Annotated in this window: 12 protein-coding genes; 8 read left to right on the forward strand and 4 right to left on the reverse strand. The window is 67.1% G+C overall.

The features are described 5' to 3' along the window. Positions 1-35 precede the first annotated feature (35 nt). From ACGFNJ_RS12745 to ACGFNJ_RS12765, 5 genes are all read left to right on the forward strand, one after another. Positions 36-176: a DUF2510 domain-containing protein gene (locus ACGFNJ_RS12745; protein ID WP_393447820.1), complete on the forward strand. Its 141-nt coding sequence runs from the start codon at positions 36-38 to the stop codon at positions 174-176. An 11-nt stretch (positions 177-187) separates the two neighbouring features. After that, on the forward strand, positions 188-1,066 hold the full coding sequence (locus ACGFNJ_RS12750) for a ribokinase (RefSeq protein ID WP_393446652.1): 879 nt from the start codon (positions 188-190) through the stop codon (positions 1,064-1,066). A 44-nt stretch (positions 1,067-1,110) separates the two neighbouring features. Beyond that, complete coding sequence (locus tag ACGFNJ_RS12755; protein ID WP_393446654.1) at positions 1,111-2,481, forward strand: glutamine synthetase; 1,371 nt, start codon at positions 1,111-1,113, stop codon at positions 2,479-2,481. Between the two features lies 1 nt (position 2,482). Further along, a complete protein-coding gene (locus tag ACGFNJ_RS12760; protein ID WP_393446656.1) occupies positions 2,483-3,553 on the forward strand; it encodes an amidohydrolase family protein in 1,071 nt (356 codons plus the stop codon). Between the two features lie 98 nt (positions 3,554-3,651). Continuing rightward, the gene (locus ACGFNJ_RS12765) at positions 3,652-4,875 is read left to right on the forward strand and encodes an RtcB family protein (protein WP_393446658.1); all 1,224 of its coding nucleotides are present in this window, start codon (positions 3,652-3,654) and stop codon (positions 4,873-4,875) included. 39 nt (positions 4,876-4,914) lie between these two features. On the opposite strand, the gene ACGFNJ_RS12770 is transcribed toward ACGFNJ_RS12765, so the two are convergent. Then, a complete protein-coding gene (locus ACGFNJ_RS12770; RefSeq protein ID WP_393446660.1) occupies positions 4,915-5,397 on the reverse strand; it encodes a hypothetical protein in 483 nt (160 codons plus the stop codon). A gap of 154 nt (positions 5,398-5,551) precedes the next feature. Between ACGFNJ_RS12770 and ACGFNJ_RS12775 the strand changes: the two genes are divergently transcribed. After that, positions 5,552-6,466, forward strand: coding sequence for an alpha/beta fold hydrolase (locus ACGFNJ_RS12775; RefSeq protein WP_393446662.1), 915 nt, complete (start codon positions 5,552-5,554; stop codon positions 6,464-6,466). Positions 6,467-6,481: 15 nt separating this feature from the next. On the opposite strand, the gene ACGFNJ_RS12780 is transcribed toward ACGFNJ_RS12775, so the two are convergent. Further along, positions 6,482-7,609 (reverse strand): GGDEF domain-containing protein, encoded by a 1,128-nt coding sequence (locus tag ACGFNJ_RS12780; RefSeq protein WP_393446664.1) that lies wholly within the window; start codon positions 7,607-7,609, stop codon positions 6,482-6,484. A 243-nt stretch (positions 7,610-7,852) separates the two neighbouring features. Between ACGFNJ_RS12780 and ACGFNJ_RS12785 the strand changes: the two genes are divergently transcribed. After that, positions 7,853-9,976 carry a RecQ family ATP-dependent DNA helicase gene (locus tag ACGFNJ_RS12785; protein ID WP_393446666.1) on the forward strand — a complete coding sequence of 708 codons (2,124 nt, stop codon included), beginning with the start codon at positions 7,853-7,855 and terminating at the stop codon, positions 9,974-9,976. A gap of 2,283 nt (positions 9,977-12,259) precedes the next feature. Here the strand turns inward: ACGFNJ_RS12785 and ACGFNJ_RS12790 are convergent. Next, on the reverse strand, positions 12,260-12,646 hold the full coding sequence (locus ACGFNJ_RS12790) for a winged helix-turn-helix transcriptional regulator (protein WP_393446668.1): 387 nt from the start codon (positions 12,644-12,646) through the stop codon (positions 12,260-12,262). 101 nt (positions 12,647-12,747) lie between these two features. On the opposite strand from ACGFNJ_RS12790, the gene ACGFNJ_RS12795 reads away from it, so the two are divergent. Further along, positions 12,748-13,596: an alpha/beta fold hydrolase gene (locus tag ACGFNJ_RS12795; RefSeq protein WP_393446670.1), complete on the forward strand. Its 849-nt coding sequence runs from the start codon at positions 12,748-12,750 to the stop codon at positions 13,594-13,596. An 81-nt stretch (positions 13,597-13,677) separates the two neighbouring features. Here the strand turns inward: ACGFNJ_RS12795 and ACGFNJ_RS12800 are convergent, their stop codons facing one another. Beyond that, positions 13,678-14,535 carry a helix-turn-helix domain-containing protein gene (locus ACGFNJ_RS12800; protein WP_393446672.1) on the reverse strand — a complete coding sequence of 286 codons (858 nt, stop codon included), beginning with the start codon at positions 14,533-14,535 and terminating at the stop codon, positions 13,678-13,680. Positions 14,536-14,796: the final 261 nt, after the last annotated feature.

Raw genomic sequence — 14,796 nt, forward strand, 5'->3', positions numbered from 1 at the left:
CCTTCATCGCCGTCGGAATCTCCCGTGTCGTCGGCGTGGCTCTGCGGTCCGATCGCCGAACTGCCGTACCGCAGCCCGCGGCGCCAGGGTGGTACCCGGATCCGGCGAACCCGGCCATCGTCCGATGGTTCGACGGGCGGCAGTGGACGCACCAGACCCAGCCGCCGCTCAACTAGCGTGTGACGGCATGGCCGAAAAGTCGGACGTTCCCGCGATCGCAGTGCTCGGCAGCATCAACATGGATCTGGTGACCACCACCGAGCGGCGGCCGGAACCGGGTGAGACCTTGCTCGGCACCGGATTCGCGATGGTGCCTGGCGGGAAGGGCTCGAACCAGGCGATCGCCGCACAGCGCGCCGGGGGCGCGGTGCAGTTTCTCGGCGCGGTCGGTGACGATGTCTTCGCGGGTGAACTGCGGCGCGTGCTGACCGATTCCGGGGTGGGTGTGCGGCGGCTGCGGATCGTGGACGGACCTAGCGGGATCGCCTCGATCGTGGTGGACGGCGGCGGCGAGAACACCATCATCGTGGTCGGTGGCGCGAACGCGCGGCTGACCGAGCTCACCGATGACGACCTCGATATCATCGCGGCTGCCGATATTCTGTTGTGCCAGTTGGAGATTCCGCTCGACACCGTGTCGTCGGCAGCGCGGCATGCCAGGGCGAACGGCACGACGGTGTTGCTCAATCCGTCGCCGGTGCAGCGGCTCCCCGCCGAGCTGTTGGCGAATGTCGATGTGGCGGTGGTGAATTCAGGCGAGGCCGCGGAGTTGGGCGCGGATCTGGCTACGATCGCCCATGTCGTGGTGACGCGCGGCGGGGACGGCGTGACCTACCGCGGACCCGGCGGCACGCAGCTGTCGCAGCCGAGCCTGCGCGTCGAGGTGGTGGACACCACCGGTGCGGGTGACGCGTTCACGGGCGCGTTGGCCGCCGCCTGGCATCGCGGACCTGAATGGGCGTTGACCTGGGCGGCCGCCGCCGGAGCACTGGCGACGACGAAGCTCGGGGCGAGCAGCTCGATACCGACGAGCGCGGAGATCACCGCCGCACTCGCCGCGAACTGAAACACCGCTCCCCCGAACGACTCGGCCGACTATCGTTGATGCTCATGCCAACCATGCCGGAGCGCATACCGTCCGACGACGACAACGCAGCATTGATCGGCAGGCTAGACGCCGACATCGTCGCGCTGACCTTCGTCGACAACGCCGGGATCACCCGGGTGAAATCGGTGCCGATGCGCCGGATCGCGCAGGCGGCGCAGTCCGGCATCGGGGTGTCGCCCTGCTTCGAGACCTTCTCCTTCGACGATCTGATGGCGACCGGCAAGTACCTCGGCGGACCCGACGGCGATCTGCGGCTGGTGCCGGATCTCTCGATGCTGACCGAGCTTGCCTGCCAACCCGGTTGGGCCTGGGCGCCCGCCGACAAGTACACCCAGGACGGCACCCCCTTCGTCGCCTGCCAGCGGCGCTTCGCGGCCAGGCAGGCCGAGGCGGCACGACAGGCGGGCCTTCGGCTGTCGATGGCCTTCGAGACCGAATGGGCTGTCGGACAAGACGGTACGACCGATTTTGTGCCCGCCGTGCACGGCCCCGCCTACAGCATGGTTCGCCTCGGACAGGTCGCCGACTACGCACGTGAGCTGGTCGCGGTGCTGGATCGGCAAGGCATCCTGGTCGATCAATTCCATCCGGAGTACTCCGCCGGCCAACTCGAGCTGTCGGTGCAGCCGTCCGATCCGGTCGGCGCCGCGGACGACGCGGTGCTGGTGCGGCACACCATCCGGCAGGTCAGCCTGCAGTACGGGTGGCGCGCGCTGCTCGCGCCGTGCCTCGAACCAGGCGGCACCGGATCCGGTGCGCACCTGCACTTTTCGGTGCACGACGACGACGGACCGCTGCTCGCCGCAGGCGATGGGCCGTACGGCATGCGCCCGGCGGGCGAGGCATTCCTGGCAGGCGTACTACGGGAACTGCCCGCGTTGGTCGCGGTGGGTGCGGGCAATCCGGCGAGCTTCCTGCGGCTGGTGCCGTCCCGCTGGGCAGGCGTCTGGCAATGCTGGGGCCGGGAAACCCGTGAGGCGGCACTGCGTTTCGTCACCGGGGTGCGCGGCACCGAGGAGTCGGCGGCCAACGCCGAGGTCAAATGCTTCGACGCGACCGGGAATCCGTATCTGATCGTGGGTTCGGTCATCGCCGCCGGCCTCGCCGGGGTCGCAGAGGGTCTGCGGCTGCCCGCCGAAATCACCGGCGACCCAGTCGCTTTCGACGCCGAACAGTTGATGATCTCCGGGGTGCGCAGGCTGCCGACCAAGCCTGCCGAGGCGGCCGACCGGCTGGCCGACTCCGCGGTCCTGGTCGAGGCGATGGGCCCCGAACTGCACGACTCGCTGCTCACCGTGCGCAAGGCCGAAGCCGAACGCTACCGGGACACCAGCCCGGAAGAACTTGCCGCACTGACGCGGTGGCGGTTCTGACGTGCTGACCGATGGTCTGACGCTCACCGACCACCACTGCCACGGGATCCTGACGCGCGATCTGGACCGCGCCGGTTTCGAGCAGCTGCTCAGCGAAGGCGCCACCGGTAGTTTCGATTCCGCGCTCGGGCTCGCGGTGCGCCGGTGGTGCGCACCCGCCCTCGACCTGCCGCCGCACGTGGGCGCGGACGCCTATCTGGCCCACCGCGCCGAACTCGGCTGGCGCGAGGTCGCGGTGCGTCTGCTCCGCGCCACCGGCACCACCAGCTGGTTCCTCGATACCGGATTCGGCGGCCCGGTCTCGGATTTCAGCCCGCTCACCGACGGTGAGGTGCGCGAGATCGTGCGCCTCGAACATGTCGCCGAGCAGGTCATCGCCGAGGTGGGCGCGGGCCGAACGGTTTTCGACGAGATCGAGTCCAGGTTGCGCGAGCGGGCAAGCACCGCCGTCGGACTCAAGACGATCGTCGCCTACCGGCACGGACTGTACTTCCCGCTGCGCACGCAGCCGCCGCGGTCGGTGATCCCCGAACGCCGCCTTACCGACCCGGATTTCCTCGGCTGGCTGGTCGGACTCGGCGCCCGCGTCGGCGCCGAACTCGGGCTGCCGCTGCAATTCCACACCGGATTCGGCGACACCGACCTGCGGTTGCAGCGCGCGGATCCGTTGCTGCTCACCGACTTTCTGCGCAAGACCGCAGGCACCGGGCTCACCGTGATGCTGCTGCACTGCTGGCCGTTTCATCGCAACGCCGCCTACCTGGCGCACGCCTTCGACCATGTCCGCATGGACGTCGGGCTCACCATTCCCCATGTGGGACACCGTGGTCAGGCCGTGCTCGCCGAAACGTTGGAACTCGCGCCGTTCCGTTCGGTGTGTTACTCGTCGGACGGCTACGGCCTGCCGGAACTGCACTTTCTCGGCGCGATGTGGTGGCGGCGCGGCCTCGGCAGACTGCTCGACGAATGGCTCGCCGAGGACCTGATCACCGTCGCCGACGCCGAACGGCTGGCCACGGGAATCGCCCACATCAACGCCGCGGACGCATACCCGATCGCCGTCGCGCACTGAACCGCGCCCTGGGCGGCGAACGTTTAATCGAGTGCACTACGCGCCCTCGGTCCCTACCGTTGACAAGGAATTACATCCCCAACGAGAGGACCGACACCATGTTTCCCGTCGAGCTGCGCGGCACCAAGGCGCAGACGCTGATGTGGGCCGAGGAGCACGCGATCGAGCAGGCCGCGCTGCAACAGCTGCGGAACATCGCCGCGCTGCGCTGGGTCCACGGCGTCCGCGTGATGCCGGACGTGCACCTCGGCAAGGGGGCAACGGTCGGCTCGGTGATCGCGATGCGGGACGCGGTGTCGCCCGCCGCGGTCGGAGTGGACATCGGCTGCGGGATGGAGAGCGTCAAGACCGATCTCACCGCCGCCGACCTGCCGGACAACCTACGGTCGCTGCGGTCGAGGATCGAGGCCGCCGTGCCGGTCGGCTTCCAGGCGCACGACGACGCGGTCAACGTCACCAAGCTCGGCGCGGAGGTTTCCGCGCTCGGCGCGGGTGGCTCGACGCTGCGCGCGGGCTGGGACACCTTCTGGGGTTTGTTCGCCTCGCTCGACGACGGCGTGCGGAACCGAGAGGCGAAGGCGCACAAGCAGATGGGCACGCTCGGTGGCGGCAACCACTTCATCGAGATCTGCCTCGACCAGGACGACGCGGTGTGGATCCTGCTGCACTCGGGGAGCCGCAACATCGGCAAGGAACTCGCCGAGCGGCACATGGCCGTGGCGAAGGCACTGCCGCACAACGTCGATCTGCCCGACCGCGACCTGGCGGTATTCCTTTCCGGGACACCGGAGATGGCGGCTTACCGGCGCGATCTGACCTGGGCGCAGGAGTACGCCGCGCGTAACCGTGCGGTGATGCTCGCCCTGGTGTGCCGGGCGGTGCGTGATGAATTCGCCGAGCGCGCAGTGCGTTTCGAGCGTCCGATCTCCTGTCACCACAACTATGTGGCCGAGGAGCTCATCGACGGCATCCCGATGCTGGTGACCCGCAAGGGCGCGGTTCGTGCAGGCGATGGCGATCTCGCGCTGATCCCGGGTTCGATGGGTACTCGCTCATATGTGGTGCGCGGCAAGGGAAATCCGGCCTCGTTCCAGTCGGCGTCGCATGGCGCGGGACGGCGGATGAGCCGCAATGCGGCCAAGAAGCAGTTCACCGTCGCCGATCTCGTCGCACAGACCGAGGGCGTCGAGTCCCGCAAGGACGCAGGCGTGGTCGACGAGATCCCGGCCGCCTACAAGGACATCGACGAGGTGATCGCCGCGCAGCGCGATCTGGTCGATGTGGTCGCGACGCTGCGGCAGGTGCTCTGCGTCAAGGGCTGAGCGGCGGGGCCGCGCGCACTGAAGTGCGCGCGGCCTTTCTCATTTGCGGCGCAGGGTGGCGGCGATGGCGGCGCCGAGCAGGAAAACGCCGGTGAGGAGCGCGAAGCCGTTCAGCACCCAATTGTGTAGTGCGAGATGGAAATCGTCGGACAGCTCGGGGATGTTCTCGATCTGCCGGTAGGTGTCCTCCGGGAAGAGGATGTGCAGAATCCCGGGAATCAACCCCCACACCAGTCCCGCGATCGCGGTGCCGAACGGGGAGAACGCGGCTAATGCGGCGACCAGGAACAGCAGCAGCGCGCCGCCGATGATCTGAAAGTTCGAGCCCCACCGATCGGCCGAGGTGCCGAGAATGACCCACTGCCGAGTGTCCAGCGCACCGTGCGCGGCCAGCCCGACACCTATCGGCGTGATCACCACCGCGATCACCGTCCCGACCAGCGTGCGCCCGACACCGCTTCGGCTCTGGAATTGGGCGCCCGGCGGCGACCAGCCAGCGGGTGGCTGATAGTTGCTCGACATGGTTGGCCTCCTGCGGTTCCCGGTACCGGGAATCTTGTCAGCCCTATTGTCCGTCGTCCATGGTCATTTCGCGGCGAATGCCGCGCCGAGTGGGCAGACCGTGACGTACTGAAAAGCGGACCCACGCGCTGGTCATGGCTGGTTACTATCGGGTATGCAGCAACAGGATTCCGGCGCGAACACCGCGCACGTGCCGTCCGATCCGCCGGAGATTCCTGGCGTACGTCGATCTTTCGTCACGGCCCGCGGAGTCCGCTTCCATGTGACCGAGGCGGGTCCGGCGGACGGCAGGCCGGTGCTCGCGCTGCACGGATGGCCACAGCATCACTACGCCTATCGGCATCTGCTCGCCGATCCGCCGGACGGTTTGCGGATCATCGCGCCGGATCTGCCCGGCTACGGCTGGTCGGGGCCCGCGCCGCATCGGTGGGCGAAAGAGGATGTCGCCTCAGATGTTTTCGCGTTGCTCGACGAGCTCGGACTGGATCGGGTGCTGCTGGTCGGCCACGACTGGGGCGGGTACATCGGCCATCTCATGGTGTTGCGCGCGCCGGAACGGTTCGACGGTTTCCTGGTGCTGAACATCGCGCACCCGTGGCAGTCGCCGCGCACCTTCCTGCCCCACCTGTGGCGGTTCATGGTGTACCAACCGCCCGTCGCCGCCTTCGGAACCTACCTGCATCAGCACACCCGGTTCCTCGAGTTGATCTTCGACAAGGGCGTGGCGGACAACGCGGAGTTCGGTCCAGAAGTGGTGCGCGCGTACGCCGATCGGTTCCGCGATCCGGTCTGTGCGCGGGCAGCGACCGACACTTACCGGACCTTCCTGTTACGCGAACTGCCGCGCGGGAGCAGACACGGCGAGACCCGCCGCGCCACTGTCCCGATCCGGGCGCTGTTCGGTGTGGACGACGGCGCCGTGCACTATTCGCTGGCCGCCGCCGAAACAGCGAATGCCGATGACTACAAGTTGGAGCGGGTGCCGAACTGTGGTCACTTCATCACCGAGGAGCGGCCGCTGCTGATTCGCGCCAGGCTCCTCGCGCTCGCCGCCGACACCGCCGGATAGCCGCGGCTGGTTCGGTCAAGCAGAGGGCTGGGCGGTCGACGCCGCGGTTGGCTCGATGCCTTGCAGCACAGCGATGTTCTCCACAACCACCGTGTCGCCGCCGCGCTGTTTGGCCTGGTACATCGCGCTGTCCGCGCAGCGGATCAGGTCCCACACCAACTGCCTGCTCTGGCGGTAGCCGGTGACGCCCGCTTCGGCGACGGCGATGCCGATGCTCGCGGTCACCGAGATCGATCCCGTCGGTTCGGCGACCGCGCGGCGTAGTCGTTCGGCGACATCGGCCGCGGTCGTCACCGGCATGCGCGCGACGATCGCGAACTCCTCGCCGCCGACACGGGACACGACGCAATTGTCAGGCGCGGTGCGCTGCAGCCGCTGGGCCGTCCGCACCAGCACCTCGTCGCCGGCGTGATGCCCATAGGTGTCGTTGACGGCTTTGAAGCGATCCAGGTCGACCAGCATGCAGCAGACCGGACCCCCGTCGGGGCAGCCGACCACCATGGTGGAGTGGTACTCGAAGCCGCGCCTGCTCAACAGCGTCGTCAACGGATCGGCCAGCATGTCGTCGCGCAGCACCCAGTAGCAGAACTGCAGGCCGGGCGGCACCACCGTGGCCGCGATCATGCCGAGAATCATGATCGTCGCCGACACCGAGTCGCCGACACCGAACAGCGGCACCGCCAACGTCACCGCCGAGGCCAACGACCACGCCGTGTGCACCGCCAAGATCCGGGGTGTGTGGAAGGCGCTGACATAGACGCCGACGATCAGCAACAGCATCATCCCGACCGACCGCACGGCATACCCGGGGCTCAGGGCGCAGACCGCCGTGATGCACACGTCGCCGATCGCGATCAACGTCAACGATTCCCGGACGCTCGGCCACGGCAGCAGCCACCAGCGCGCCACCCACACCACCGCGAGCACGACGACACACCACAGCATCGTTCGCGTGAAGACGTTCAATTCGTCTGCCGCCGAGGTAACTATCAGGATGCTGATGAACGGGGTCGCCAAACCGCACACGCCGATAGCAAACTTGATCACACCGAGCGCCGACCGGGAGTCGAGCGCGTTCACCACCCAGCGATAGTCGACGCTCTCGCTCCACCAACCCCGAATCAAACGCAAATAATCGTTCATTCGACTAGTCCTCGGCGTCGACGGTTGTCCCGTGTCCCAAACCCGTCGCCGGAGGGCGGAGTCCGTCTCGGCGACGACGCAGCAATCCACGCAGTGTAAGGCACATCGCCGTGCTGACGGACCCCCAATATCAACGATCTTTAGCGCGTTTCACCACGATCTTTCCGGTGCGACATGCGCGGTCGGGGCGGGCGGGCGCGACGAGCGCGGTTCGTGTCGGTACCGTCGGGCACGATGGAGCGCATGACCACGGCGACCGATGTCCCGGCGATCGACCTCACCGCACCCGATCTTCGCGAGCGTGCGGAACACCTGCTTCGCGAGCTGGCCGGACCCGAGGCACGGTTACGCGAAGATCAGTGGACGGCGATCGAAGCGCTGGTGGTGCAGCGACGCAGGGCGCTGGTGGTGCAGCGAACCGGTTGGGGCAAATCGGCGGTGTACTTCATCGCGGCGAAGTTGCTGCGCGGTGCCGGACGCGGGCCGACGGTCATCGTGTCGCCGCTGCTCGCGCTCATGCGCAACCAGGTCGCGGCCGCACAGCGCGCGGGAGTCGTTGCCGCGACCATCAATTCGGGCAATGTCACCGAATGGGACGAGATACACACTCAGGTCGCGGCGGGCGAGGTCGACGTGCTGCTGGTCAGCCCGGAGCGACTGAACAACCCGGACTTCCGCGACCAGGTGCTGCCGAAGCTCGCCGCCGACGCCGGTCTCGTGGTGATCGACGAAGCGCACTGCGTGTCCGACTGGGGTCACGACTTCCGGCCCGACTATCGGCGCATCCGCACGCTCATCGCCGATCTCGGCTCGGACGTGCCAGTGCTCGCCACCACCGCGACCGCGAACGACCGGGTGGTCACCGACGTCGCCACCCAGATCGGCACCGACACCCTCGTGCTGCGCGGCACCCTGGATCGCGAGTCGCTGCATCTGTCGGTGGTGCGATTCGACGACGCAGTAGAGCGGACCGCCTGGCTCAGCGGGCACCTGCACCAAATGCCCGGCTCGGGAATCGTCTACACGCTCACCGTCGCCGCCGCGCACGACCTCGCCGACGTGTTGAACTCGCACGGGCACACCGTCGCCGCCTACACCGGCCAGACCGACCCGGCCGAACGCGAAGTGCTCGAACAGGCGCTGCTGAACAACGAGGTGAAGGCGCTCATCGCCACCTCCGCGCTCGGCATGGGCTTCGACAAGCCGGACCTCGGCTTCGTCGTGCACGTCGGCGCGCCGTCCTCCCCCATCGCCTACTACCAGCAGGTCGGTCGTGCGGGCCGTGGCACCGAACGCGCCGAGGTGGTGTTGCTGCCCGGCCCCGAGGACGCGCGGATCTGGAGTTACTTTGCCTCCGTTGCGTTTCCGCGCGAACACATCGTGCGCGCGGTGCTCGACGCGCTCGACACCGACCGGCCGCTGTCCACCATCGCGTTGGAACCGCTCGTCGAGCTGAACCGGTCGCGCCTGGAGATGGTGCTCAAGGTGCTCGACGTGGACGGTGCGGTGCGCCGGGTGCGTGGCGGTTGGCTCGCCACCGGCCAGCCGTGGACCTACGACACCGAACGCTACGAGAAGCTGTCCGCCGCACGGGAAGTCGAACAGCAAGCGATGGTCGACTACCAGTCGACCGGCGGCTGCCGGATGGAATTCCTGCGCCGCCAACTCGACGATCCCGGATTGTCCGCGGGACAACTGGACGCACCAGGCTGCGGGCGCTGCGACAACTGCACCGGCACCCGACCCGACGTCACCGTGGACGCCGCAGCCGTAGCCGCGACCCGCGCTCGGCTCGACCGCCCCGGCCTCGACTTGAGCCCGCGCAAGCAGTGGCCGACCGGCATGGCGAAGCTCGGAGTTCCGTTGTCCGGCAAGATCAGCGATGGCGCCGACACCGGTCGCGTGCTCGGCAGGCTCACCGACCTCGGCTGGGGCCAACGCCTGCGTGCCCTCCTCGACGCCCCCGACGACCCGATCCCCGATTCGGTCTTCGACGCCTGCATCGCGGTGCTGCGCGACTGGAACTGGAGCACCCGCCCCACCTCGGTCATGGCGTTGGAATCCGCACGCTACCCGGTGCTCACCGCCACCCTCGCGGCTCGTCTCGCCGAGGTCGGCAGGCTCCAAGACCTCGGCACCATGCCGATTCGCGTGGACCGAGCACCGGTGTCCGCCGCCAATTCCGCGCACCGTGTCGCGGGGCTGTTCGACTCGTGGGAGGTTCCTGATCTCACGCATGTCGATGGACCAATTCTGTTGGTGGACACAGTCTCCGATACCGGGTGGACGCTGACCGTCGCGGCTCATGCGCTGCGCGCGGCTGGGGCTGATGCTGTACTGCCTTTTGCCCTCGCTTCGGTGACCTAGCGGGCGGTTGCTCTTCGCCTGAGGAAAGCACCCGAACTTGCCAGCGTGCGAGGGGATTGTCAGGCCTGAGAGGTAGGGGCGGGTTGTGAGCGGGCGCGAGGTGGAATGGTCGCTGAACCCGTTGGCGTTAGAAGGCTGGTTGTCGACCTCCGTGCCGAGAGACCGTTGCTGCCCCGTTGACGGCCGAGGATTGGGCTGCTGGCTCGCATCGGCGTGAGAGATGTGGTTGCTGGGCCCGTCGGCGTGAGAGAAGGGGGTGCGACGCGTGTCGGCGACATGCACCTTTTCTCTCACGTCAACACTTCAAGATCGCTGTGAAGCTTGCTGAGCCGGACCACCGGCCGATGACCGGGACGGTTGCCGCCCGTGTTGACGGGAGTGAAATGGTTGTTGACCCGTTGACGGGAGTGAAATGGTTGCTGACCGTCGTTGGCGGGAGTCCTATGGTTGCCGTGCGCCTGAAAACGGCCACCATATGACTCCCGTCAACCTCCCTCGAGATCACTTCCCCGAAAAGATCTTTGGACCGGACCACAGCCAAGCAACCCGCCCTGGGACGAGCGAACGCGTGAGCGACTGCGGAGGTCAGCCGGGTACGGCACACGACGCCACCACGCTATCCAGTGCAAACCCCGAAACTGTCCCGCTCGCCAGGAAACCGTCGAACCAGCGGATAAACCACCACCCCAAACGCAACCCGCCCTACGAAAGCTGCACTGGCCCAAAGCCGCGTCCGTCCGGGCTGGGTTGGTCTGACACCGTGCCGCTTTGGGCTCGGCGAAGGCAAAGATTTCCCCGACTCCACGGTCTCCTGTGAGTACGGCATCTCGGTGTGTGCACCGGATTAGCGTGGTCGCTTCGCCTGCCGTACCCGGCTGACCTCCGCAGTCGATCACCCGTCGTCTTGTCCCAGCCGGGTCACTTGGCTGTGCTCCCGTCTCGAGAACTTTCAAGATCAAAGACAGAGATTCAAGATCAAAGACTCTCATCCGCACACTTTCTGTCTTTCCGCACACGATTTTGCTAGCCAGATCGTGTGCGGGAAGACAGGAGGTGTGCGGCTGCTGGGGTTTCAAGATCGAAGACTCGAATTCGCACTCGTTCTGTGGATTCGCACTGGTTCTGGGCTGCTAGAAGGTGTGCCGATGGACAGTACGAGTGCGCATTTCGGCGTTGACGTGACACCGGCTGCGGAGGCCGGTGTTGGGGGAGGCCAGCAATCTCGGTATCTGGGATTGGGTGGGGTGTTTTGTGCCGAGGGGGTACTGGTGCAGGTGGCAGCTCGGGCGATGCCTACACCAGTACACCGTGATCAGACGACCAACTCCATACCCCGTGCGCACGCACAGAAGGAGTGCGGATTTCGGTGTTGAGGCACGCCTAGCCACTAGTGCCGGCCTCGGGGAGACCCGCGATCCCGGCATGTGGGAGCACAGGTGGTGGTTTCTGATCGAGAGGGCACTGGTGGCGGGGGCTACTCGGGCGATGCCGCCACCAGTGCCTCGTGATCAGACGACCAACTCCAGAACGGCGCGTGGAGGCATGCGGCATTGAGTGGGCGCAGCGCATTGGGCGGCTTGATATCTCGCTCAGCGGGAGGATGAGCGGCAAGAGGTCGTGCGGTGGATCGATTGTGGGGCTTGACATTTGGGCTGGGTTGGCTATGCGCGGTGGTCGCCAGTCAGCCAGTCAGCCAGTCAGCCAGTCAGCCAGTCAGCCAGTCAGCCAGTCAGCCAGCGAGGGTTTGGGTTTGGGCGGGAGGCTGGTTATTGGCGGGGGTCGGGGAGGTTGACGGATTGGGGGTCTGGGTCGGGGTGGCGGGTGGCACCCAGGTGGGTGTCGGGAGGTAGGGGGCGGCGGGGTTCGCGGACGCCTGCGCTGCCGCCGCCTTCGGAGTCGGGGCGGCCACCGCCGCCGGTTACCTTGCCGCCCACGAGTCTTCGCAGCGCTCGGAGAAGTTTTCGCATCATGCGGTCCAGTGTGAGCGCCCGGTGGGTGGGTGTCGTCGGTGTTCGCGGCTGGCGAAGAAGGAGTTGCAAGCGACCTCCTCGATGGAACTCGCCGGATGTCAAGTCCGACGGGATCCGCGACCCATCTTTGTCCGACCGAAACGTGACCCGCAGGCGCCCGAACGCACCCTCGTGGCGATATACGTGTCAGCCAGCGGAGGTTTCGAGGGCCGATCACGCAGGTTTGGTGCCAGGATGCGACGGATCTTTCTGCTGGCGGACTTGACAGCGATCTAGATCGACAGGACAGAGTCGTGGAGGGTTCTCGATGAGGTCATGCGTGGTCCGGAGGGTTTGCGGCGGCGTCGATCTCGGCCATGTGTTCCTCCGCCCACGCCCGCAGAGCGGCCAGCGGGGTTTCCAGGGAGAGTCCGAGATCGGTGAGGCGATAGTGAACGCGCGGGGGGACGGTGGGTTCGACGCGGCGGGCGACCAGCCCGTCGCGGGACAGGCTTTGCAGGGTCACCGACAGCATCTTCTGTGATACGCCGGGCATCCGACGCTGCAGTTCGGCGAAGCGCACCTCGTCGGGCGCGGCCTCGGCGAGCAGTTTCACCACCATGGACACCCATTTGGTGCCGAGCCGATCCAGTAGCTGGCGGGTCGGGCAGCCCGGAGCGAACAGATCCCCGCGCTGGCCTGTGCTGGGTCGGGTAGTCACCTGGGGCTCACCACCTGTCTCGAAAGTGCCTTCTTGGCAGGTTACCTGAGGTTACCTACGGTCAGCTAGTAACTATTGGTAACCAGCCAGCGGAGGATCGAATGTCTCACGAACTGCCAGATCTCACCGTACGGATGGTGGCAACCAACGGGATCGAAGCGAATGTAGCGATCGCAGGAATCGGACCGGCAGTCCTACTGCTGCACGGCTTTCCACACACCTGGCAGCTGTGGCGCGAGGTGATGGGCCCACTCGCGCAACGCCATCGGGTGATCGCGCCGGACCTGCGCGGCCTCGGCGCCAGCACACGAGCACGGGACGGCTACGACGCGGGCGCCCTTGCCGCCGACGCCGAGGGGCTGCTCGACGCCTTGGGTGAAACCAGCGCCTCCGTCGTCGCGATCGATGCCGGTGCTCCCCCGGCATTCCTCCTGGCGATGCGGCGGCCCGAGCGAGTCAACCGTCTGGTGCTCATGGAATCGCTGCTGGGCACGCTGCCCGGTGCCGAAACCTTTCTGGCCGGTGGGCCGCCCTGGTGGTTCGGGTTTCACGCAGTGCCGGGTCTTGCCGAAAAAGTCGTTGCCGGAAACGAATCCGAGTACCTCGACTGGTTTCTGGCGACTGGCACCCAGGGTCGCGGCATACCCGCGCAAACCCGCGATGCCTTCGTCGCCGCCTACACCGGCACCGATTCCTTGCGGTGCGCCTTCTCCTACTACCGGTCGATGCCCACCAGTGCTGAGCAGATCCGGCAGGCTGCCGACACCGCCCGGCTCACCGTGCCGACCATGGCCATCGGATCCCACCCGGTCGGAACCGCACTCGAAAACCAGCTCCATCCCATCGCCGACACCCTGACCGGGCACTTGATCGAGGACTGCGGCCACATCATCCCTCTCGACCGCCCAGCGACGCTGGTGCCGTTGCTCGTCGAGTTTCTCGATTCCTGAATGGGGCTGTGGCTACCAAGCGGAAGGTGGGTGCCGTGCGGTAGTTGGCGCGGCACGCAACGGACGGGACAGCATCGCCCGTCAGGTGCGGGCGGCTTGGGTGGCGGTTGGCCATGCGAGGTCGTCGACGGTCAGGAAGGGTTCGGCGGCGATGGCGGCGGGGGTTATGCCGGTGAACGCCAGGACATCTCGGTGCAGGTGTGATTGGTCGGTGTAGCCGGCGTCGGCCGCGACGCTGGCCGCGTTGTGGCCGGCGACCAGGCGGTGGGCGGCGCGATCGAAGCGGACCAATCTGGCGGCGGGCTTAGGTGGTTGGCCGATCTGTGCGTGGAATCGGGACCACAGGCGTTTGCGGCTCCAGCCGAGTTCGGTGGCCAGTTGGTCGATGCGGATCAGGCCGCGGCTGGCGACAATACGATGCCAGGCCCAGGCCACCGGCGCGTCGATCGATGATCCCGCAGCGTATCGACGGGCAAGCAACGTGTCCGCCAGCTCGAAACGGTCCGCCCACGAGGTAGCGTCACTCAGCCGCTCGCGGATTCGTGCCGCCTCGCGGCCCCACAGGTCGTCGAGCGCTACGACGGCTCCGTCCAGATCCGCCGGGCCGACACCCAGAACCGCTTGTGCGACAACAGGTGACAGACGAATCTGCACGCACTGGATGTTCTCGCCGTGCCCTCGGACCGCGCCGCCGAGTCCGAGCCCAGCGACCATACTTCCTCGATACTGTTGCCCCGCCGCGTCATCCACGATGGGCTGGCCCGCACCGAAATCGAGCACCAACGTCAAGGCAGGATGCGGGACCAGCAGCTGGTCGATCGGCGCCACACCCCGATCACGGAACCCGGCCATCGTGACCCCAGGCACACGGCTCGGCCGCGCCGGGGAAGCGATGTCCCACATCGCCATAGCAGCACGGTCATCCACAAACGGCCGCATACATCCATGCTAGGGCCTGTATCGAAGACCCAGCCGGATGCATCCGGGCCAAATCGTCGCCTTGCACGGCGGAGGAGCCGACGCCTGGGTTATCTCCGCGACGACGAAGCCGTCCGGCGATCCAGCACTTGGCGGCGCCAGCTGGGTTTCGACGCCGACCTGCTCGGCACCTGCGGACTATGGACAGTCAGGCCGCTGAGACCCGGCGCGGCCTCGACACGGTCGGCGCCGACATCCGACCAGGCGGCCCACCAAGGGAAC

The organism is Nocardia sp. NPDC049149, assembly GCF_043197455.1.
Classification (GTDB): Bacteria; Actinomycetota; Actinomycetes; order Mycobacteriales; family Mycobacteriaceae; genus Nocardia.